This is a genomic window from Paraburkholderia acidicola (assembly GCF_002362315.1).
In the GTDB taxonomy this organism is placed as follows: Bacteria; Pseudomonadota; Gammaproteobacteria; order Burkholderiales; family Burkholderiaceae; genus Paraburkholderia; species Paraburkholderia acidicola.
Genome location: NZ_MTZV01000002.1, coordinates 296898 through 318670 on the forward strand (window position 1 = coordinate 296898; position 21773 = coordinate 318670).

Annotated in this window: 19 protein-coding genes and 1 tRNA gene; 10 read left to right on the top strand and 10 right to left on the bottom strand. The window is 63.1% G+C overall.

What is annotated here, in order from left to right:
• Window positions 1–270 precede the first annotated feature (270 nt).
• On the bottom strand, window positions 271–1641 hold the full coding sequence (locus tag BWP39_RS03410) for a YbfB/YjiJ family MFS transporter (protein WP_096716955.1): 1371 nt from the start codon (window positions 1639–1641) through the stop codon (window positions 271–273).
• Window positions 1642–1792: 151 nt separating this feature from the next.
• Here BWP39_RS03410 and BWP39_RS03415 point away from each other — a divergent pair, with 151 nt between their 5' ends.
• Window positions 1793–2713, top strand: coding sequence for a LysR substrate-binding domain-containing protein (locus tag BWP39_RS03415; protein ID WP_096716956.1), 921 nt, complete (start codon window positions 1793–1795; stop codon window positions 2711–2713).
• A 216-nt stretch (window positions 2714–2929) separates the two neighbouring features.
• On the top strand, window positions 2930–4030 hold the full coding sequence (locus BWP39_RS03420) for a porin (RefSeq protein WP_096716957.1): 1101 nt from the start codon (window positions 2930–2932) through the stop codon (window positions 4028–4030).
• Window positions 4031–4144: 114 nt separating this feature from the next.
• Here BWP39_RS03420 and alaS read toward each other — a convergent pair whose 3' ends face one another.
• Complete coding sequence (gene alaS, locus BWP39_RS03425; RefSeq protein ID WP_096716958.1) at window positions 4145–6769, bottom strand: alanine--tRNA ligase; 2625 nt, start codon at window positions 6767–6769, stop codon at window positions 4145–4147.
• A 400-nt stretch (window positions 6770–7169) separates the two neighbouring features.
• On the opposite strand from alaS, the gene BWP39_RS03430 reads away from it, so the two are divergent.
• The gene (locus BWP39_RS03430) at window positions 7170–8390 is read left to right on the top strand and encodes a CaiB/BaiF CoA transferase family protein (protein WP_096716959.1); all 1221 of its coding nucleotides are present in this window, start codon (window positions 7170–7172) and stop codon (window positions 8388–8390) included.
• 143 nt (window positions 8391–8533) lie between these two features.
• On the opposite strand, the gene BWP39_RS03435 is transcribed toward BWP39_RS03430, so the two are convergent.
• A complete protein-coding gene (locus tag BWP39_RS03435) occupies window positions 8534–8743 on the bottom strand; it encodes an ornithine carbamoyltransferase (protein ID WP_091014689.1) in 210 nt (69 codons plus the stop codon).
• A 299-nt stretch (window positions 8744–9042) separates the two neighbouring features.
• Here BWP39_RS03435 and BWP39_RS03440 point away from each other — a divergent pair, with 299 nt between their 5' ends.
• Complete coding sequence (locus BWP39_RS03440) at window positions 9043–10767, top strand: glutamine--tRNA ligase/YqeY domain fusion protein (RefSeq protein ID WP_096716960.1); 1725 nt, start codon at window positions 9043–9045, stop codon at window positions 10765–10767.
• 110 nt (window positions 10768–10877) lie between these two features.
• Here the strand turns inward: BWP39_RS03440 and BWP39_RS03445 are convergent, their stop codons facing one another.
• A complete protein-coding gene (locus BWP39_RS03445) occupies window positions 10878–11327 on the bottom strand; it encodes an NUDIX hydrolase (protein WP_096718507.1) in 450 nt (149 codons plus the stop codon).
• A gap of 234 nt (window positions 11328–11561) precedes the next feature.
• Window positions 11562–12896 carry a cytochrome-c peroxidase gene (locus BWP39_RS03450; protein ID WP_096716961.1) on the bottom strand — a complete coding sequence of 445 codons (1335 nt, stop codon included), beginning with the start codon at window positions 12894–12896 and terminating at the stop codon, window positions 11562–11564.
• A gap of 290 nt (window positions 12897–13186) precedes the next feature.
• Here BWP39_RS03450 and BWP39_RS03455 point away from each other — a divergent pair, with 290 nt between their 5' ends.
• The gene (locus BWP39_RS03455; RefSeq protein WP_096716962.1) at window positions 13187–14767 is read left to right on the top strand and encodes an acid phosphatase; all 1581 of its coding nucleotides are present in this window, start codon (window positions 13187–13189) and stop codon (window positions 14765–14767) included.
• Window positions 14768–14886: 119 nt separating this feature from the next.
• Here the strand turns inward: BWP39_RS03455 and BWP39_RS03460 are convergent, their stop codons facing one another.
• The 4 genes from BWP39_RS03460 to BWP39_RS03475 form a co-directional block, all read right to left on the bottom strand.
• Window positions 14887–15162 carry a hypothetical protein gene (locus BWP39_RS03460; protein WP_091014693.1) on the bottom strand — a complete coding sequence of 92 codons (276 nt, stop codon included), beginning with the start codon at window positions 15160–15162 and terminating at the stop codon, window positions 14887–14889.
• Between the two features lie 139 nt (window positions 15163–15301).
• Window positions 15302–16207 (bottom strand): alpha/beta fold hydrolase, encoded by a 906-nt coding sequence (locus BWP39_RS03465; protein ID WP_096716963.1) that lies wholly within the window; start codon window positions 16205–16207, stop codon window positions 15302–15304.
• A 44-nt stretch (window positions 16208–16251) separates the two neighbouring features.
• A tRNA-Arg gene (locus BWP39_RS03470) sits at window positions 16252–16326 on the bottom strand.
• A gap of 79 nt (window positions 16327–16405) precedes the next feature.
• Entirely contained in the window at window positions 16406–17236 is an 831-nt protein-coding gene (locus BWP39_RS03475; RefSeq protein ID WP_096716964.1) for an undecaprenyl-diphosphate phosphatase, read from the bottom strand.
• A gap of 596 nt (window positions 17237–17832) precedes the next feature.
• On the opposite strand from BWP39_RS03475, the gene BWP39_RS03480 reads away from it, so the two are divergent.
• From BWP39_RS03480 to BWP39_RS03495, 4 genes are all read left to right on the top strand, one after another.
• Window positions 17833–18741 (top strand): aldose epimerase family protein, encoded by a 909-nt coding sequence (locus BWP39_RS03480; protein ID WP_096716965.1) that lies wholly within the window; start codon window positions 17833–17835, stop codon window positions 18739–18741.
• 133 nt (window positions 18742–18874) lie between these two features.
• Entirely contained in the window at window positions 18875–19603 is a 729-nt protein-coding gene (locus BWP39_RS03485; protein ID WP_096716966.1) for a peptidoglycan DD-metalloendopeptidase family protein, read from the top strand.
• A gap of 148 nt (window positions 19604–19751) precedes the next feature.
• Entirely contained in the window at window positions 19752–20060 is a 309-nt protein-coding gene (locus BWP39_RS03490) for a hypothetical protein (RefSeq protein WP_096716967.1), read from the top strand.
• A gap of 634 nt (window positions 20061–20694) precedes the next feature.
• On the top strand, window positions 20695–21003 hold the full coding sequence (locus BWP39_RS03495; RefSeq protein ID WP_096716968.1) for a DUF2288 domain-containing protein: 309 nt from the start codon (window positions 20695–20697) through the stop codon (window positions 21001–21003).
• A gap of 218 nt (window positions 21004–21221) precedes the next feature.
• Here BWP39_RS03495 and BWP39_RS03500 read toward each other — a convergent pair whose 3' ends face one another.
• Window positions 21222–21407: a YajG family lipoprotein gene (locus BWP39_RS03500; RefSeq protein WP_096716969.1), complete on the bottom strand. Its 186-nt coding sequence runs from the start codon at window positions 21405–21407 to the stop codon at window positions 21222–21224.
• 162 nt (window positions 21408–21569) lie between these two features.
• Between BWP39_RS03500 and BWP39_RS31910 the strand changes: the two genes are divergently transcribed.
• Complete coding sequence (locus BWP39_RS31910; protein ID WP_170043828.1) at window positions 21570–21743, top strand: hypothetical protein; 174 nt, start codon at window positions 21570–21572, stop codon at window positions 21741–21743.
• Window positions 21744–21773 lie beyond the last annotated feature (30 nt).

Sequence of the window (21773 nt, forward strand, 5' to 3'; positions counted from 1 at the left end):
GTGGGAAGACGCGGCGGGTGGCGCACTACGGAGCGCAGTGACTGGCGCCCGGGCCATTGACGACGTTCAACGGAGCAACCGGGATTTCATCTCGATGCAGCAACGAGTCCGGTTTCCCTGCGGCAAGTCAGCGGCATCGCATCGTCGCAGCCGCAGCCGCAGCCGCAGCCGCCAGGCAGCGACGCTCTTCGCTCGCGCTACAACAACGGAGTAACAGGGAAGTTTCGACGGAAGGAGCCGCGAATGTGGCTCCGGGTGTGCAGACCGTGATCAGCGGCGGCGTATCAGCGCAACCACCACCAGCGCGACGGCGCCGAGCAGCAACGCGCCCGCCGCCAGCCACAACGCCGGTGAGAACGAGCCCGTATGCGCCGCAACCGGCGCGGCGACCAGCGGCCCGACGATCTGCCCAAGCCCATAGGCGGCCGTCGCATATCCCATCAGCCCCGCCGCCGTGTCGCCGTGCAGGCGACGCGCCTCGCGCATCGCAAAGAGCGTAATCGCCGTGAACGGCAAGCCGATCAGCACGCTGCCTAACGCGAAGCCACCCGCGGTCGGCCACACGATGCCGAGCACGATGCCGATGGCCTGCAGCACATAGCTGCCCGCGAGCAGCGTGCGATTGTCCCAGTGCGAAGGCAGCCGTGCCGCGCCAAGTGCTCCGACGATCAACGCGGCGCCGAACATCGGCCAGAACAGGTCGGGCCATGTGGAGCCGGCGGGCAATGCATGACGCGCGATCACCGGCAGGAAGGTGGCGGTGATGATGTAGCCGAAGCCGGGAATGCCGTACAGCACGACGAGCCAGAAAGCGTCCGCGCGATGTGCAGGGCGGTGGGTCGTCACCGGCGCTTCTCGGGCTGCTGCCGGCGTGGCAGCGGATGATGCGTTCGCCGAGCGACCATGCGATGGCGCGGTGGCTGTGGCGGCTGTGGCGGCTGTGGCGGCTGTGGCGGCTGTGGCGGCTGTGGCGGCTGTGGCGGCTGTGGCGGCTGTGGCGGCTGTGGCGGCTGTGGCCAGCGTAGTCCGCTCTTGCTGCCCCTGAGCGACCGGCGCAACAAACACTCGCCACACGCACGCCGCCAGCACCGCCGATATCGCTCCAAACCCAAGCCACCCGAGCGCCGCACCATACCCACCCGCCGCACTGACGAGCAACCCCGTCCCGACGATGCCGAACCCAGGCCCCGTGTAAATCACACCACCCCACTCGTTTGCATGGAGTTCAGCAAGCTGCCGCAGGCCCCACTGCGACGCGAACACGAAAGTCCACGCGCTGACGACGCCGGCCACGAACCGCACCGGCGCCCAGATCCAGAACGCCGACGTGAGCCCCATGGCGAGCGTCAGCAGCACGGTGAATACGAGCCCGACGTGCACCATCCGCGCGGGTTGGACGCGCAGCGCGGCGCACGTCACCGCGCCGACGAAGTAGCCCGCGTAATTGAACGACGCGAGCCAGCCGCCGTGCCGGATGTCGAGCGCGCCGCTCGACAGCATCAGTGGCAGCAACGGCGTGAACGCAAAGCGGCCCACGCCCAGCACGATCGCGAGCGCGATCATGCAGGCGAGCGCCGCGCGGCGGGCGGCGTGCGGTTCGGTATCGGCGGCGGGTCGAGGTTGGGAGGTGAAATCGGTCATGAATCGGTCGGTTTTGACGGCGCGGACAGAGGAGATCGGCAAGGGAGATGGCGAACTGACCGTCCAGCTGCCCGCCTGACAGCATGCTAACTTGACGCATTCATCACGAAAAATGAATAATCCAGATATAAATCATCACCTGGAGAGAATTATGGATCTCGCCGCCTTGACGATCTTCCGCGCCGTGGTGCGCGAGAACGGTGTCACGCGGGCCGCTGCGAAGCTGAACCGGGTGCAGTCGAATGTGACGACGCGCATCCAGCAACTCGAAGAACAACTCGGCACCGAGCTGTTTATTCGCGACGGACGCAGGCTCGTGCTGACGCCGGCCGGCCATACGCTACTGCCCTACGCCGAACGCCTGCTCGCGCTCGCCGACGAGGCGCGTCACGCGCTCCGCGAAAACCGTCCGGCCGGCCGCCTGCGGCTCGGCACGATGGAAAGCGCGGCGGCGAGCCGCCTGCCCGGACTGCTCGCGCGCTATCACCAGGCGTGGCCCGAGGTCGCGCTCGAACTCGAAACCGGTACGACCGGCAGTCTGATCGAGCGGGTGCGGGAATTCGAAATCGATGCCGCGCTGATCGCGCGACCGCTCGATAACACTTGGCCCGGCGATCTGTTCGAAGCGGTGCCGGTGTTTCGCGAAGAACTCGTGATGCTGACGCCGCGCGGCCATCGGCCGATCCGTCAGGCACGCGACATCGCGCTGTCGACGCTGATTGCATTCGAGCGTGGCTGCGCGTATCGCAGCTATGTCGAGCGGTGGTACCTGGAGAACGATATCCGTCCGGCGCGGGTGCTCGAACTCGGTTCGTATCACGCGATCGTCGCGTGCGTGGCGGCGGGTGCGGGCGTGGCAGTGGCGCCGCGCTCGGTGCTCGAACTACAGCCTGATACGAACGACATCGCGTTGCATTCGCTCGGTGAACTCGGTGCGATCGATACGTTGTTGACCTGGCGGCGCGGGCATTTTTCGGCGGCGCTCAATGCGTTGCGCGCTGCGCTGCTGGAGGGAAGTAATCTGGTTGGGCAGGCGGCCGCGTCGGATGAATCGGCGCTGGTGAAGACGTAGTCGTCAGGCATTCACGCACATCGCCATGCTCGCGGGCCTTCGCGAACACGCCAGACCGTTTCTCCACCCTGCCGATCGTAGACATCGGCACAGCGCTGTCCTGCAGATGCATCGGTAATCCTGATGAAAGTTCAGGCCGCTAGAATCGCGCCCGCAGTTGAGGTTGCAACGCACAATCACACCATTAACCAGTTGCGCTCTACAGACGGGATATTCATGAAGGTATCAAAAGTGTTCGTCGTGCCCGCGATGCTGGCCGTGTCTGTCAGCACGGCCTACGCGCAAAGCAGCGTCACGCTGTATGGCACGATCGACGAGGGTTTCGATTACATCAGCAACCAGGCAGGGCATGCGAACTACGCGCTCGTGAGCGGTAGCCAGCAACTGGGCGACCGTTGGGGATTGAAGGGCACCGAGGATCTCGGCGGCGGCGTACATGCGATCTTCCAGTTGGAGAACGGTTTCTCCCTCAACAACGGTCAGGAGCGATCCCCTGGCCAGATGTTCGGCCGCCAGGCGTATGTCGGTCTTTCGTCGGAGCAGGCCGGCACCGTTACGCTCGGCCGCCAGTACGACTCTGTCGTCGACTACGTCACGCCGTTGAGTGCAGCAGGAAGCTGGGGCGGCACGCTGTTCGAGCATCCGTTCGACGCCGACAATCTCGACGATTCGTTTCGCGTCAACAACGCGGTCAAGTACACGAGCGCCGACTACTCGGGCCTGCAGTTTGGCGGCCTGTACGGCTTCAGTAACCAGGCAGGCGCGTTTGCCAACAACCGCGCGTGGAGTGTCGGCGCACGGTATCGCATCGGCGCGCTAACGGCTGCGGCAGCGTACATCAACGCCGACGGAGAAGATGACAGTACGACAGGGGCTGTCACCGACGGGCCCTACGCGGCCGGCAAGCAGCGCGTCGCCGCCGCGGGCGTCAACTATGCGATTGGTGCTGCGACGCTCGGCCTGCTGTACACGCACACCGACCTCATCGATGCGCCACGGGGAACGTTCCTTCGGGACATTAAATTCGACAACGTCGAATTCAACGCCAAATATGACGTATCCGCTGCGTGGTATGTCGCGATGATGTATGTGTACACCAGCTCATCAGTCCACGTTATTAACGGCGGGCAAAACGACCCTCAGGACCACGAAATCGGCGCAACAGCGGGCTACCGGCTCTCGAAGCGCACCGAGCTCTATATCCAGGCGCTTTACCAGCACACAACGGAGGATCAGCATGCCTCCATTGGTGGTCTCACCGACTCCTCGTCGAACCATCAGACCGTCGCACGCGTCGGTATGCGCACTTCGTTCTGACCTCGCTGTTGGCGACGGCTTTGAGCCGCTCGATAGCCAGACCATAAAAAAACCGCGCGTCTCACAACGCGCGGTTTTTTATTCCAGCCAGAGGCCAGGCGAATACGTCTGCGCTTACAGCAGCGCTTCAACCCACCCCTTCACACCCGCCAGCGCCGCCGCCAGCCCAGCCGGGTCCGTGCCGCCCGCCTGCGCCATATCCGGACGTCCACCGCCCTTACCACCGACCTGCTGCGCCACGAAGTTCACCAGTTCGCCGGCCTTCACCTTCTTGCTGGCCTCCGGCGTCACACCAGCGATCAGGCTGACCTTGCCGCCTTCAACCGACGCCAGCACGATCGCCGCGTTCTTCAGCTTGTCCTTCAGCTTGTCGACGGTTTCGCGCAGCGTCTTCACGTCCGCGCCATCGAGCGTCGCCGCCAGCACATGCACGCCGGCCACGTCGACCGCCTGGCCAACGAGTTCGTCGCCCTGGTTCGATGCAAGCTTCGACTTCAGCGCGCCGAGTTCCTTTTCCAGCGATTTCACCTGCTCCTGCACCTGCACGATCCGCTGCGTCAGCTCGGACGGCTGTGCCTTCAGCGCAGCAGCGGCCTCACCGATACGTGCGTCGAGTTCCTGCACGTAGCGCACCGCGTTGTCGCCGGTGATCGCTTCGACGCGGCGAATCCCTGCTGCCACACCGCCTTCCGCCACGATCTTGAAGAAGCCGATATCGCCCGAGCGGCTGACGTGCGTACCGCCGCACAATTCACGCGAGAAACCGAGATCGAGCACGCGCACCTCGTCGCCATACTTCTCGCCGAACAGCGCCATCGCGCCGCCCTTCACGGCTTCATCGAACGGCATGACGCGCACGATGCCCGGCGCGTTCGCCAGTACTTCCGCATTGACGATCGACTCGACCTGACGAATCTGCTCGTCGGTCATCGGTGCGTTGTGCGCAAAGTCGAAGCGCGTCTTGTCCGCGTCGACGAGCGAGCCCTTCTGCTGAACGTGCGTGCCGAGTACTTCGCGCAGCGCCTTGTGCATCAGGTGGGTCGCCGAGTGGTTACGCTCGGTACGGGCGCGGCGGATCGCATCGATCTCGGCCTTCACGACGTCGCCAACCTTCAGCGTGCCCTGCTCAAGTGTGCCGTGATGGCCAACCACATCGGCCTGCACCTTCAGCGTGTCGGCCACCGCGAAACGCACGCTCGCATTGCTGAGCACGCCCTGGTCGCCGACCTGGCCGCCCGACTCCGCGTAGAACGGCGTGTGATCGAGCACGACGACGGCCTGCTGGCCCTTCGCGACTTCGTTCACCGACGCGCCGTCGACGTACAACGCAATCACCTTCGCGTCGTCGAAAACGATTTCTTCATAACCATGGAACGTGGTCTTCGCCCCCGAGTACTGGAGACCCTGTGCCATCTTGAACTTGCCGGCCGCGCGCGCCTGGTCGCGCTGGCGCGCCATCGCGTCGTCGAATGCGGGCTCGTCGACGGAGATGCCACGTTCGCGACACACGTCTGCAGTCAGGTCGAGCGGGAAGCCATACGTATCGTGCAGCTTGAACGCGAGTTCGCCGTCGAGCGTCTTGCCACCCTTCGCATCGAGGTCAGCCAGCGCGCCTTCGAGAATCGACATGCCGTGTTCGATGGTTTCGAAGAAGCGCTCTTCTTCCTGGCGCAGCACGTCGGTCACGCGCTGTTCGGCTTCCTTCAGTTCGGGATACGCGCCGCCCATCTGCGCGACCAGGTCCGGGACGAGCCGATGGAAGAACGCGCCCTTGCGGCCGAGCTTGTAGCCGTGGCGGATCGCGCGGCGCACGATCCGGCGCAGCACATAGCCGCGCCCTTCGTTGCCAGGAATCACACCATCGACGATCAGGAACGAGCATGCGCGGATGTGGTCCGCGATCACCTTCAGCGAGTTGTTCGTCAGATCGGCCACGCCGGTTTCGCGGCCGGCTGCCTTGATCAAGGCCTGGAACAGATCGATTTCATAGTTGCTGTGCACGTGCTGCAGCACGGCAGCGATCCGCTCGAGGCCCATACCCGTGTCGACGCACTGCTTCGGCAGCGGCGTCATGTTGCCCTGCGCGTCGCGGCTGAACTGCATGAACACGAGATTCCAGATCTCGATGTAGCGGTCGCCGTCTTCTTCCGGCGATCCCGGCGGCCCACCCCACACGTCCGGGCCGTGATCATAGAAGATTTCCGAACACGGGCCGCACGGGCCGACGTCGGCCATCTGCCAGAAATTGTCCGATGCGTAGCGCGCGCCCTTGTTGTCGCCGATGCGGATGATCCGCTCGACCGGCACGCCGACTTCCTTCGCCCAGATGTCGTGCGCCTCGTCGTCCTCGTGATAGACGGTGACCCAGAGTTTGTCTTTCGGCAACTGATAGACGCCGGTGAGCAGTTCCCACGCGTAGTGGATCGCGTCGCGCTTGAAGTAGTCGCCAAACGAGAAATTGCCGAGCATCTCGAAGAACGTGTGATGCCGCGCGGTGTAGCCGACGTTTTCCAGGTCGTTGTGCTTGCCGCCCGCGCGCACGCTGCGCTGCGAGGTCGTCGCACGCGAGTACGGGCGCGATTCCGCGCCGAGGAAGACATCCTTGAACTGCACCATGCCCGAATTGGTGAACAGCAGGGTCGGGTCGTTGCCGGGCACTAGGCTCGACGAGCGGACGATCGTGTGGCCCTTCGATTCGAAGAACTTGAGGAATTTCTCGCGGATTTCGGCGGCTTTCATGGCGTGCTGGGGACGGTTTCTGCGTGATCTGGCGACATCGTGGGGATGCGCCAGCCGATTAGCGCTGGATTGGCTTTGAAACGACCGATTATACGGGATCGGCGCTTCTGCGCGGGGGCCTGGGCTTTGTCGGGACACGCTGCGGGCTGGCGGGCCGCATGGGTTCCGCTTCTTGCGTGACGGTGGTCGCCCCGGGGACGCGCGGCATCGTGCGGGCCGACATCGGTGTCCCTGGCGTGTACGCCCGACTGCCCCAGGACTCGGGAATCGCTTAAGATTCCGCACATTCAGACGGTTTCGCGCGCCGGTTGGTGCGCGAAACCTCGACCGCCCCTTCGGGCATGGGACCCAAGTAAGTGCTGAAGCGCTAACTCGGGTCGACATGGAGACACGATCAGAAATGGGTGCACTCAGTCATATCCGCGTACTAGACCTCACCCGCGTACTCGCGGGCCCCTGGTGCGCGCAAACGCTCGCCGACTTCGGTGCCGACGTGATCAAGGTCGAGCGCCCAGAGGTTGGCGACGATACACGTCACTGGGGGCCGCCGTACCTGAAAACACCCGCCGGCGCTGACACCCACGAAGCCGCGTACTACCTCGCGGCGAACCGCAACAAGCGCTCGCTCACCATCGATATCGCCACACCCGAAGGCCAGCGGATCGTCCGCGAACTGGCCGCGCGCAGCGACGTGGTGCTGGAAAACTACAAGGTCGGCCAACTGAAAAAGTACGGCCTCGACTATGAGTCACTCAAGGCGGTGAAACCCGATCTGATCTACTGCTCGGTGACGGGCTTCGGCCAGACCGGGCCGTATGCGCAGCGAGCGGGCTACGACTTCATCGTGCAGGGCATCGGCGGCTTCATGAGTATTACCGGCGAGCGCGACGCGCTGCCGGGCGGCGGTCCGCAGAAGGCCGGCGTGGCGATCGCCGACCTGATGACCGGGATGTATTCGACGGTGGCGGTGCTGACCGCGCTCGCGCACCGCGATCGCACGGGCGAAGGCCAGTACATCGACATGGCGCTGCTCGACGTGCAGGTCGCGATGCTCGCGAACATGAACTCGAATTTCCTCGCGAGCGGTACGCCGCCCACGCGCTGGGGCAACGCGCATCCGAACATCGTGCCGTATCAGACGTTCCAGACCAGCGATAGCTGGATCATCGTCGCAGTCGGCAACGACGGCCAGTTCCGCAAATTCGTCGAGGCCGGCGGCCGCGCGGAACTCGCCGACGACGACCGCTTCGCGACCAACCCGGACCGCGTGCGCAATCGCGATGTGCTCGTGCCACTGCTGGCCGAGATGGTCCGCACGCGCGACAAGCACGACTGGATCGCCGCGCTCGAGGGCGCGGGCGTGCCATGCGGTCCGATCAACGATCTTGAGGAAGTGTTCGAGAACGAGCAGGTGATCGCGCGCGGCCTGCAGGTCGATCTGCCGCACCCGTCAGGCGGGACGGTGAAGCTCGTGCGCAATCCCGTGAAAATGAGCGCGACGCCGCCGCTGGCACGCACGCATCCGCCAACGCTCGGTGAACATACCGACGAAATCCTGCGCGATGTGCTGGGCTACGACAACGGGCAGATTGCCGCGTTGCGCGGGCAATCGGTGATCTAAAGCGGCTCAACTGAAGCCGCGCGCGGTAGCAGACGCCGCGCGCCGGTTCGTATCGTTGGCATTTACGCAGCGGCGCCCGAGCGGGTCACCTCACGAGGTAACCCGTGCGAGACGGCTGCACCGCTGCCGTTCAGTGACCAACCTCAGTGGCCCGCACCAATCAAGCCACCTGCTGCCGCGCCAACGATCGTGCCGACCGGTCCGCCCGTCAGCACATAGCCAAGCGCACCGCCCGCCCCCGCGCCGATGGCCGCGTGCGCCTGCGAGCGCGACATCGAATAACAAGCGGACAGGCTTGCAACCAGCGCGACAGAAACCGCGATTTTCAGTACGCCAGCGATACGTCGATTCATGATGATCCTTGTGAACAGGCAGATTGCAGCCGCCCTGTAGAGCGGCCCGCAGCGACATCTCTCCGCCGCGACCGACGCATCCTAAGTGGCTGCCGCACACGCGCACAAAGCGTTTTACCTCCTGTTACAGCGTGCAACAGCGCAGCCTGAAATTCGTCGACCGGGCCGCGAACCACGATGGAAGCCGCGCTCCGCGCTACGTAAAGGTGCTGCAAAGGCTGCCGCCTGTTGACACGTCAGGTAGAATTGACAAATCAGCAGGCGCATAACGCGCTTCAAATCGACTCTCTCCTTCTCGCATGAACAACGAACGCAAAGACGCCGATCGCGGCGACGCGCCGGCGGCGTCCAATTTCATCCGCAACATCATCGATGACGACAACCGCTCCGGAAAGTGGGGGCAACGGGTGGAAACGCGCTTTCCACCGGAGCCGAACGGCTACCTGCATATCGGCCACGCGAAGAGCATCTGCCTGAACTTCGGCATCGCGCGCAGCTACGGCGGCGTGTGCCACTTGCGCTTCGACGACACGAATCCGGAAAAGGAAAGCTTCGAATACGTCGATTCAATCGTCGACGCGGTGCGCTGGCTCGGCTTCGAATGGAAAGAAGCGGATGCCGATTACCAGTACTTCGCGAGCGATTACTACGGGAAGCTGTACGAATTCGCCGAACTGCTGATCCAGCGCGGCAAGGCGTACGTCGACAGCCAGTCGGCGGATGAAATGCGCGCCAATCGCGGCTCGGCCACCGAACCCGGTGTGCCCTCGCCGTTCCGCGACCGTACGTCCGAGGAAAACCTCGACCTGTTCCGCCGCATGAAAGCGGGCGAGTTCAAGGAAGGCGAGCACGTGCTGCGCGCGAAGATCGACATGGCATCGCCGAACTTCAACATGCGCGACCCGGTCATCTACCGCATCCGCTTCGCCCATCACTACCGGACCGGCGACACGTGGTGCGTGTACCCGATGTACGACTACACACACTGCATTTCGGATGCGCTCGAGAACATCACGCATTCGCTGTGCACGCTCGAATTCGAGGATCACCGGCCGCTGTACGACTGGATCCTGAACGAACTCGCCGAAGCCGGTATCTTCACGCGGCCGCTGCCGCAACAGATCGAGTTCTCGCGCCTGAACCTCACGTATGCGATCACGAGCAAGCGCAAGCTGCTGCAACTCGTCACCGAGGGGCACGTCGATGGCTGGGACGATCCGCGGATGCCGACTATCGTCGGTGTGCGTCGACGTGGGTTCACGCCGGAGAGCATCCAGTTGCTGTGCGAGCGCATCGGCGTGACGAAGGTCGATTCGTGGATCGACATGAGTGTGTTCGAAGGCGCGCTGCGCGACGATCTCGACGACAAGGCGCCGCGCGCCGCAGCCGTGCTCGATCCGCTGAAGCTCATCATCGACAACTTCCCCGCAGGCACGACCGAAACCTGCAGCGCACCGGTGCATCCGCATCATCCGGAGCGCGGCACGCGGTCGTTCGAGATTTCGCGCGAACTGTGGATCGAGCGCGACGATTTCAACGAAACGCCGCCGAAGGGTTTCTTCCGTCTGTTTCCTGGCAACAAGGTGCGGTTGCGCTACGGCTATGTCGTCGAATGCACGGGCGTGGACAAGGATGCGGACGGCAAGGTGATCGCCGTGCACTGCAACTATTTCCCGGACAGCAAATCGGGCACTGAAGGCGCGAACAACTACAAGGTAAAGGGCAACATCCACTGGCTTAGCGCCACCGATGCATTCCCCGCCGAAGTACGTCTGTACGACCGCCTGTTCAAGGAAGCGCAGCCCGATGCCGGCGGCCGCGATTTTCTCGAGGCGCTGAATCCGGACTCGAAGCGCATCGTCAACGCGTGGGTCGAACCGGGTGTGCGCGATGCCGAGCCCGAACAGCGCTATCAGTTCGAGCGTCACGGCTACTTCGTCGCGGACCGCGTCGATTCGAAGCCGGGCAAGCCGGTGTTCAATCGCATCGTGAGTCTGCGCGATAGCTGGGGCAAGCCGGCCTGAACGGGCTGTGTCGTAGCAGTCGAGGCACGGTCGCGGCATTGCCCGGCCGTGCCTCGTTGAATCGCGTAGCGTGGTGACGTGACGCGATTCAGCGCGCACTCATCGCGCGTTCACAACGTGTGGTGCAGTTCGGGCAACAGCAGCAGCGTCTGAAACAGCCGCGTCAGACTGCGGCTCGCGTACCGTTCCACCTCGTCGTGCGCAGCCCACCGATACGCGTCCATCTCGGGAATCATCGTGCCATCCGAGCGGCGCGGAAACATCGACGTACATACGCACACGCTCAGATCGAGTTCGTGATCGCGTGCGCGCGCGGCAAATAGATGCAGGTCCTTGTCGCGCCGATAGACGAAACGGCCCAGGTCTTTCAGTCGCTCGACGCCCAGAACGATGCCGGTTTCCTCGACCAGCTCACGCAATGCGGTGACATGCGGCACCTCGCCTTCTTCGCCATGTCCTTTCGGAATATCCCAGTGAGACGTATCGGTGGCGTGCGCGAGCAGGACGCGGCCGTCAGGGTCGAGCAGCACGACGCCGCACGACACGATACGCGCGCTCATCGGCGGCACGGGCCGCAGGATGCAGGCGTAGCGGATGCGCAGCGTGCGCGAGCTGAGATTAACGAGGGCAGTTGCGCGCAAGCCGCGCATTCGGCGTTCGATACCGTCATGTCCTTTTCCTGAGTAGCGGGAGAGCCGCTGGTCCGTACTGCACAGGTATAACCCGTCGGACCAGGTGCGAAAAAGGATAGCACGGTGCCTGCCACGCCCCGCCCTGCTAGCGATACATCAAGCTCATCGCACCGGTGGCCGGTAACCGTCGGTCAGCGTGTTCAGGAAGGCGACCACGTCCTTGATTTCCGCTGCGTCGAGCGCAGGCGCGTCGCCGCGTTTGCGATCGAATGGCGGGTCGGTGTTCAGATTGCTCCAGTAGCGTTTGGGCAAATCATCGAACTTCTGCACGACGCCGTTCTTCGATACCGGATAAAACTTCTCCGGATTCGTATCGCGCTCCACATAGAAGCGCACGACCTCGTCGAGCGAACTATAGAGACCGTTGTGGAAGAAGCGCTTCTTCAACGCGACGTTGCGCAGTGTCGGCGTACGGAAGATGCCGCAAAACTCGTCGCGTCCCTGCAAGTCCTTGCGCTCCGGTCCACACGCGCCGAGATCGTAAAAGCGCGGATCGTGATTCACCGCGAGCGCACGGTTGCGCGGCACACCGATCGCGATCAAACCGAAATCGCTGAACTGTGGCGGCGAGCCGTCTCTCGCCCGCTCGCTCAGGTGGCAGCTCGCACAGTTACCTTTCTTCTCATCGTTGAAGAGCTGCAGACCGCGCGACTCGGCGGCAGTCAACTGCGTCTTGCCCGCGAGATACGCGTCGTATTTGCTCGTGTAGGGATAGAAGGTTTCCGGCGTCTGCTCGAAAGTTTCGAGCGCCTGAAGAACAGCCTTGAAGGTCGCATCGTCGTTATCGAAAATCTGCGCGCCGAACGCGTCGCGAAACGCTGCGGCATACGGCGATGCCTTGACGGCAGCGGCCACCTTCTGCGGTGAACTGCTCATTTCGAAAGTAGACAGCAACGGGATGCGAGCCTGGTCCGAGCCGCGATCGACGCGGCCGTCCCACGTAAGCCCGCCCGTCGGTCCGGCATCGACGCTTTCGTCGCCCTCGTCTTCCGAGTCGTGAAAGTGCTCGCTGAACGCAGGCACCGACTGCAGATACTTGAGCGTCGGCACCGCACGAAAACCAGGCTGCCGCAGATCGCCGCCGCCCAGCTGCACGGCCAGTGAATTTGGCGGCGTAAACGCATGGTCCGGGCTGTGGCACGACGCGCACGAGAGCTTGCCCGAGCCCGACAGCAACGGGTCGAAGAACAGCTGCTTGCCAACCGAGGTCATCTTGCGAACCGACGCATACACCTCGGCACGCGTCTGGCCGCCAGACGCCGCCGAGCCGGCCACCGGCAGCAACAGACCGCTTGCGGTGGCGCCCGATGCCGATGCCGTGGCGGTCGCGCTACCGTCCGGGCCGTGCGCATCGCAAGCCACGAGCGCAAGCACCAGCGGCAGACATGCCGCACCTCGCCAGCCGGCGCGCAACGTCGCTCCAGCCAGCCGCTCCATTTGAATCCCCGCCAGACCACGCCGCATAAGTAGATAGTTTTATATGTTGAGCAACTGCGCGAGCGTATGTCACTCATGTGTCGCTCACATGACATATCCCCTACGACATTCTCCGATCGCCAGGCGTTTAGCGTGTAAACCCCAAGCAAAACGTTCACAAACTTTAAGCTACTAGTAATTATTGACACCTCTCTGTCAAAAACCGCTGCGACACTTCCGTCGCAGGTCAGCCGTCCGTGCCTGGAGCCGGGCGGCATCGACCTGTCCCCAACGCGAGAGAGATAAAACCGATGAACAAGAAACTGATCTGCGCGACGCTTACCGCGATCGCAGCAGCAATCGGGCTGTACGCCTGTGGCGGCAACGACATCAGCGGCAAGCCCGACATCACCGCGGTGAAGACCGTCGTCGTCATCTATGCGGAGAACCGCAGCTTCGACAACCTGTACGGCAACTTCCCTGGCGCCAACGGCTTGCAAAACGTGAGCGCGACAAGCGCGCAGCAGCTCGACCGCGACGGCTCGGTGCTCGCCACGCTGCCGCAGATCTGGAACGGTCTCACCCAGACCGGCGTCACGCCCGTGATCACCCAGGCCATGACGGCCAATCTGCCGAACGCCGCCTTCGCCATCGACGATCCGAACGGCTTCAACGCACCGGCCAGTGCGACGACACGCGACCTGTATCACCGGTTCTACGAGAACCAGATGCAGATCGACGGCGGCAAGAACGACAAGTTCGCCGCGTGGGCTGACTCGGGTGGCCTCGTGATGGGTCACTACACGATGAACGCGGACAAGCTGCCGCTGTGGAAGATCGCGCAGCAATACACGCTCGCCGACAACTTCTTCATGGGTTCATTCGGCGGCTCGTTCCTGAACCACCAGTGGCTCGTCTGCGCGTGCACGCCGACCTATCCGAATGCGGACAAGAGCCCCGCCGCCGGATCGATTTCGTCGGTGAATACGGATGGTGTGTCGCTGAAGCTCGCGACGAATTCGCCGGCGTCGGCGTTGAGCGGCCCGCCGAAGTACGTCAACTCGGGCAACCTGACGCCCGATTTCTACGCGATCAACACGATGCAGCCGCCGTATCAACCGAGCGGCAATAAAGCCGCTTCGGGCGGCGACGCGAACCTCGCGGACCCGGGCGCTGCGACGACCTTGCCGCCGCAGACCCAGCAGAACATCGGTGACCTGTTGAATACGGCCGGTGTGTCGTGGGCATGGTACGGCGGTGCATGGGGCGCAGCGCAGCAAGCCGCGCAAACCGGTACGTCGGGCGTGATCTATGGTGCGAATCTGTCGGCGCCGAACTTCCAGCCGCATCACCAGCCGTTCAACTACTTCGCCAATCTCGCGCCGGGTTCGGCGAATCGCGCGAAGCATCTGCTCGATGGCGGACTGGCCGGTTCGGAGTTCATCAAAGCCATCGATGCGGGCACGTTGCCGCAAGTGTCTTTCTACAAACCGCAGGGCAACCTGAACGAACACGCGGGTTACACCGACGTGACGTCAGGTGACCAGCATATCGCCGACCTGGTCGCGCATCTGCAGAAGAGCCCGCAGTGGAACAACATGGTCGTCGTCATCACGTATGACGAGAACGGCGGCTTCTGGGATCACGTCGCGCCGCCGAAGGGCGACCGCTGGGGTCCGGGTACGCGCATTCCGGCGCTGATCGTTTCGCCGCTCGCGAAGAAGGGCTACATCGATCACACGCAGTACGACACGACGTCCATCGTGCGCTTCATCACGCATCGCTTCGCGCTGCCGGCATTGCCGGGACTCACCGCACGCGACAATGCGCTGGTCGCGAACGGCGGCAAGGCGATGGGCGATCTGACGAACGCGCTGGATATCGCACATTAATACGGCGCGTTGATGCATTGCTTTGATGCATTGCGTTGACACACGATAAGCAGCAGTCCGCTCAAGGCGGGACTTTCGCAAGGCAGCTTCGGCTGCCTTTTTTTATGTCAGCGTGTCGGTCACTTTCCTGTAGCCAACCGCGGACCGATCGTCCGGCCTGACCCAAAGTCCGCAATCACTTTCGGCACCACGCTGGCCGACGGCTGGATTCCGCGCGTCTGCACGTCCTCAAGGAACAGGACGCGTGCGCGCCAGTATTCGAGCTGAATGTTGGCATCGATCACGCGCTGCTCCGCGGTGAACAGCTGCATGCGCGCATTGACCAGCATCGACGTTGCCGCTTTCTCGGGCGTGGGCGCGCGTTGTTGCATCAACCGGCTGAGCCACTTTGCCATGACGACCTCCGTTCTCGATGGGTACCGGATGGCACCCTGACGGGACCATAGTAGGTAGCCCAGTGCGATAAGGCGATGTCATTTAGCCAGAATTGACATTGCGTTTACGACTTTTACCTGGAGATTCAATTGGTTACATTCAGGCCGAGTGGCTCAGCTGCATCAGGTCCTGCAGCGCTTGCAACGTTGCTGCGGGCGCTTCCTGCGGAATGTTGTGGCCGATACCGGGCAATATCCGGCGCTCGTAGTGGCCCCGGAAATGTGCGTGATCGCTATCCGTTTTGGACGGCGGATCGACTCCGTCGTCGGCGCCGCACAGTGAAATCGTGGGGACATCGATGACGGGTTGCTGGCTTAGCTGGTATTCGATGTCCTCGAGCGCAGGATCGCCTGGCGCGTAGCCGTAACGATGCCGATACGAGTGGATGACGACATCGACGAAATCGGGATTGTCGAACGAGGCGGAGGTGCACGCGTATGTGTTGTCATCGAACGACCATGAAGGCGACCACAAGCGCCATAACAAGCGGCAAAGCGCTCCGCGGTTTGCCGTCAGTCCAGCGACACCGCGTTGACCGTGAAAATAGTATTGATACCAGAATCTGTGCTCGGTCTCTGGATCGGCTGGAACGACGGAGGCTGGGATGTTCTGGATGTTGTAGCCATCGCCGGTGACGAGGCAACGCACCCGCTCCGGCCAGAGCGCCGCGACGATGCAGGCAGCGCGGCCACCCCAGTCGTAGCCTGCCAGCGCCGCGCGGGGAATTGAAAGCGCATCCAGAAGGTCGAGCAGGTCGCGGGCAAGCGCGGCTTGCTGACCGGAGCGGATTACATCGCTGGAAATGAATCGGGTTGGGCCGTAGCCGCGCAAGTAGGGTGTGATGACGCGGTGCCCGCTTGCTGCGAGTCCTTCTGCTACGTCGTCATAGCCGCGCGGGTCGTAGGGGAAGCCGTGCATCAGTACGACCGGGTCACCGGTGGGCGAGCCGCGCTCCTCGTATGCGAGATCGAGCATCGCGGTGCGGATGTGGTGGATGTTGGTCATGGTGGCATGACATACCAGAGCGTCTCCGGGATGCAGCGAGACTTTGGCCCCCCCACGAGGAATCGAACCTCGATTTCAGGTTTAGAAGACCCGTGTTCTATCCGTTGAACTATGGGGAGGCAAGACCGCGATTTTAACCGACTGTGCGTCCGCTGACGAGGTTGCTCTTCGATCGGGATCGCACGCCGGCAAAAACCCTCACACCGGTGCCGGATGCAGCACGAACCAGCCGAGACACAACGCACCCGCGATCACGCAATACACGCCGAACGCAGCGAGCCGCCCGCGCCCTTCGAAATAGCGCATCAGGAAGCGCACGCTGAGGTACGCCGCGACCGCAGTCAGCACACCGCCGAGCACTGCATCGGCGAGCTGGCCGGGCGCATGAAACAGCTTCGGCACTTCGAGCAGACCTGCCGCGAAGATGATCGGTGTGCCGAGCAGGAACGCGAACTCGGCGGCCTTCTCGGATGTCAGGCCCGCCGCGTTGCCGGCAATCATCGTCAGACCGCTGCGCGAAAAACCTGGAATCAGCGCGCCGATCTGCGCAAGCCCGACGAGAAACGCCTGCTTGAACGTGAGCTTTTCAGGCGCAAGGTGTGCGCGTGCGCGTTGCAAGCGATCGCCGAACCACAGCAGTACACCATTGACGATCAGCGCGATCGCCACGATCCGCAGATCGTGGAACAGGTGTTCCAGCCGCTTCTCCAGCAACAGACCGACGATGCCAGCGGGAATCGTGCCGATGATCAGCGCCCACATCATGTGGCCATCGTCGTTAGGACGCCCTGCCAGCGAAGCGAAAAAACCGCGCACGAGCGCAACCCAGCGTTCACGGAAATACCACAGCAGCGCGAAGGCGGTGCCCAGATGCAGCGCGACGAGGAACGGCAGCAGTTGCGGCGCATGCGCGTCGATATGCATACCGAACAGCGCGGGGACGAGCAGCGTGTGACCAAGACTGCTGACCGGAAAGAGTTCGGTGACGCCCTGCAACACGCTCAGAAAAATCAGAAACCACAAGCTCACGCGACGGCCCTCTTTGGTGAAAGTGTGAACGAACAGCGCGCCGGATCTTGCGATCCGACGCCCGGAAGCGCACCGATTATGACTGGCGCACAAGACAGCGCCAAGCGTTTGAGCAGAGATTTACGGAAATTTGCGGCACTGCGGCACAACTCGATACGATTGTTACGCCGCAGAAAACACAAAGCCCGCCTGAGTGGCGGGCCTGAAGAGTGGCGACCAATGCGCCAGAAAAACGGAGCAGCGCGAAGACAGACAGCGACCGGGACAGTCGCCGCGGCGAACCATGGCCAGCAAAAATGCGGCCGGTTCGACCTCGCCTTAACGCGCGATCTGGTAGAAGAAGTAGATCGTGCTGGCGGTGAACATACCGAACAGTGCCACACCCATTGCCATTGCGAGATCCATGATGCCTCCGGAAACTTGCCAGCCCGGCAGCAGGAGTGACCGGGCAACTGGACAGATTATCGGTAAGCCGATGCTTCACGTCACGCCCGCAGTTTCCCCAGAGAGGGTTTCCCCGTAGGGCAAAGCAGCGCACAATCGGCAGCGCACGCCGCACCTCTAACGCCCTCTAACCCCCTTCTCATCAGCCCGCCATGCCTGAAATCCAGCCCCCGCCCACCGTCGATCTCGCGCACGGCGCGTCCCTGCTCCGTTTCGCCCCGCAAGCGGGCGGCCGTCTGCTGTCATGGCAGATCGACGGCAAGCCTGTCATTCACTGGCCCGATCACGCGGACTGGAGCCAGCCCTCGAAAATCCGTGGCGGCAACCCGCTGCTGTTTCCGTTTCTCGCGCGACATCGCGTCGACGGGAAGATCGGCTTCTGGCGCGACGCGCAGGGCACGGTACGCGAAGTGCCGATGCACGGGTTCGCCCGCGATCTGCCGTTCGATACCACCGTCGCCGCCGACGGCCAAAGCCTGCACATGACGCTCGCCGATAGCGCCGCGACGCGCACCGGCTATCCGTTCGGCTTTCGCTTCGAAGCCGTGTACCGGCTCGTCGACGACCACACGCTCGACGTCGAGCTGACCACCACCAACACCGGCGATACCGCGCTGCCCTACTACGCGGGCCATCACTTCTACTTCGAGCTGCCGCACGAGCAACGTGGCGAAACCGTGCTCGAGCTGCCGCCCTCGCAGCGCCGCTACCAGTTGCCGGACGGCTCGATCAGCGCAGCGGAACCCGGCGAGCCGCGCTATACGCTCGACGAGACACGCATCATCGATCGCTTCCACTGCCTCGAGGGTGTGTCGGACCAGCCGGTACGGCTCACCGCGCCCGGCCTGAACCGCGTGATAACGATCGATCTGCGGCGCCCCGGTTCGCTCGACTGGTACGCGGTCACCACGTGGACCGAAGCGCCGGACTCCGACTTCTATTGCGTCGAGCCGTGGCTCGGGCTACCCGATGCGATTCACAACGGCCTCGGTCTGCGCTGGCTCGAACCGGGCCACAGCGAAACGGCCGCCTTGCGCATCAAGGTCGAGGCGCTGCGCTGACCTGCCCTCAACTGACCTTCCGCCGCCGCACCCGTGCCGTTTTCGCGTGTCCGGGTGCAAAACCGTTAGAATCGGACGTTTTGCTTCTGCCGCGTGATCGGGATCGGCGCGCGGCAGCGCTTTGCGAGGTCCAATGCTGGGAACAACAATCAGACGGCTCGCCTGCGTGCCGGTTACCGCTGTACTCGTCACGATGCTCGCCGCATGCGGTTCCGCACCGGTCGGGCCCGGTTACTACCGCGTCGAACGCGGCGACACGCTCTCGAAGATCGCGCGCAGTAACCGGCAGTCGATGTCGAGCATCGCGCGCTGGAACAATCTGTCGAATCCGGATGCCCTCGAGGTCGGTCAGGTGTTGCGCATCGCGCCGCCCGCCGGATCGGTGAGCACCGCGGGCAGCGCACGTAGCAGCGGCAGTACCGGTAGCACGCGCACGCCGGCTTCGAGCAGCGCACCGGCCGAAACCGCGGACGCGCCGGTCAGTGCGCCCACCACATCGATATCGCTGATCTGGCCGGCCAACGGCACGGTCACGCGAACCTTCGACGGCAAGAACTCGAAGGGCATCGACATCACCAATACCGCCGGCACGCCGGTCGTCGCTGCGGCGGCAGGGTCGGTGGTCTATGCGGGGAACGGTTTGCGCGGCTACGGCAATCTGCTGATCATCAAGCACAACTCGGAATATCTGACCGCCTATGCGCACAACCGGGCCCTCTTCGTGAAGGAAGGCCAGGCGGTGACGCAAGGACAGAAGATTGCCGAAATGGGCGACACCGACAGCGACCGCGTCGTGCTGCACTTCGAGCTGCGCTATCAGGGACGCTCGATCGACCCGTCGCGGGCGCTGCCGGCCCGCTAGCGCGAGGTGGGACGAACCCCGGGACGAACCCGGGCACGCGCCGTGCTGCCAGCGGTCGTCATGCCGCAATGGAACCGCACGCGTCGTGCGGTGCTCCATTGATGGCAGGACGCGGCATCGGGCCGCGTCCCACATCAGGACTTCCGCGATGAAAACCGCACTCTGCGCGGCCGGCATCGCCGCGCTGGCACTGGCGAGCCTCGCCGGCTGCTCCAGCACGACGACGCTCACCTATCTGCCTGACGGCCAGGCAGGTTTCGCCATCAACTGCAGTGGCAGCGATGCCAGCTCCAACTGGGGCGAATGCTACAAGCGCGCGGGCGAAGCCTGCGGTGCCTATGGCTACGACGTCATTTCGAAGGATGTCGACAATGGGGCAACCGCTGGCGGCTCGCTCGGCGGACTGCTCGGGGCGAACGTCAAGAACCGGTCGATGGTGATTCGCTGCAAGCAGTAGCCTCAACCGCGGGCGACCCTCGAGCACCGCGCAAAAAAAGCCCGGCACGAGGCCGGGCTAACGGGGGTTCGGCGCATATCGGCAAAGGACCGGTTCACCATGCGCCGATTGGAAATCTAACAACGCATCTATGCACACGCAATCGATTAATTGTGTGGAAAATGTGTTGCGGCGCACGGAATACGCATTATGTGAATATAAATCGTTAAATTAACGCAGTAAATCACACGATATCACACGTGTCATCGCCAAGGATATTTTCATCTTGTTATTAATGCCGCCTGGCGCTGAGGCCTATGTGGTGGGCATTTGCTGAATATCGCACGGTGCGACAAATACCAACCCGGAGCGACAATCGTTAAATCGATTCAAGTATCCAGGCGTGCGATTACTATCACCCCGTATTCGTGCGCAAGCACACCAATATGAGAACCTTCGTTGAATCCACGAGACGACCGCAGTCGTCGCCTCAGGTCTTCCCGTCCGAAATAAATACCTCTGAAAGCGATCTAAATAATCAGCTTAATAGATTGTAAATATCCGCGGAATGCGATGCACGTGACACAACCCACCGGTTTTCGACGCGCGCCGATGGTTTATAGTAGCGACCGCTGTCCGAACCCCACTGATGCTTATGACCTTGCCCGCCTCCTCCCACAGTCCGATGTACGCCAAACTGCTCGCGGAAACCGCGAAGATCGGCTGGTCCGAACTCGAACGTTTCTTTGCGCGCGGCATGCTGCTGCGCGTCGCCGGCGACCTCGATCTTGTGAGCGTGGCCGAAGCCATCGCCAGCGACGCCACCGAGCAGGTCACGCAGTGGCTATCGGCGGGGCTCGTCGAACGCGTCCAGGCCGACACAGCCGCCGATTTCGCGGCCCGCGATCCTAACCTGTGGGCCGTCGTGGTCTCGCCGTGGATCTGCGTCCAGGAACGCGCCTGAGCAATATCGGAGTACCACGGGGCACCACGGGGCGCCGCAGATTCCAGTTACCGCTTGAAACAAGCGCATACAAATCGCATAGCCGATTCGTGCTCGAATAGCCGCAGCCCGCGCGCTCCGCGCGAACAGTGCTCGCGGGTCAGAAGCTCCGGCGTGCCCGCGCCGGGGCTTCGCCTTTCACTATGTCCTCGCGCGGTGTCCTCGCGCAGTGTCCTCGATTACTGCGGCGCGTCCGCTGCAGATGGCGCGCTCATCGCTGGCGGCCGGTCGTCGGTGGGTACGCCGTGATAGTCGGGCGGGTCCTTCGGCGGCGCGCGATGAGCGGTGGATGAACTGTCGGCGCAACCCGCGACGAACAGAATCAGGGACGAAAACAGCGGGACCAGCCATGCGGCGCGATTCATAAATTCTCGAAGCAAGGAATGTGAAAGCCGCAGGTACAAACGACTGCGGCCCTGCAGTCTACCCGCAACGCAGCATGCGCGACGACAAGCCGGCACACCCCTTTCCCTTTGCCGCAACTGACCTACCATGTACGCATGGCCGCGTTGCGAAAGGAGGCTGCCATGGAAGCAGAAACAATCGCCGGATTGATCGGTCTTGGCGTCGGCGTACTGGTGCTGATCGCACTGTCGGTGTTCGAATCGCGCAATTACCGGCGCGAGCACGGCGGCGAAAGCATGACGCACCACTGGCTGGCCGAGCATCACATGCTCGACTGGATGCGGCGCAAGCACTAACTTGCGTGCACTGCGATCGCGCCGCTAAGC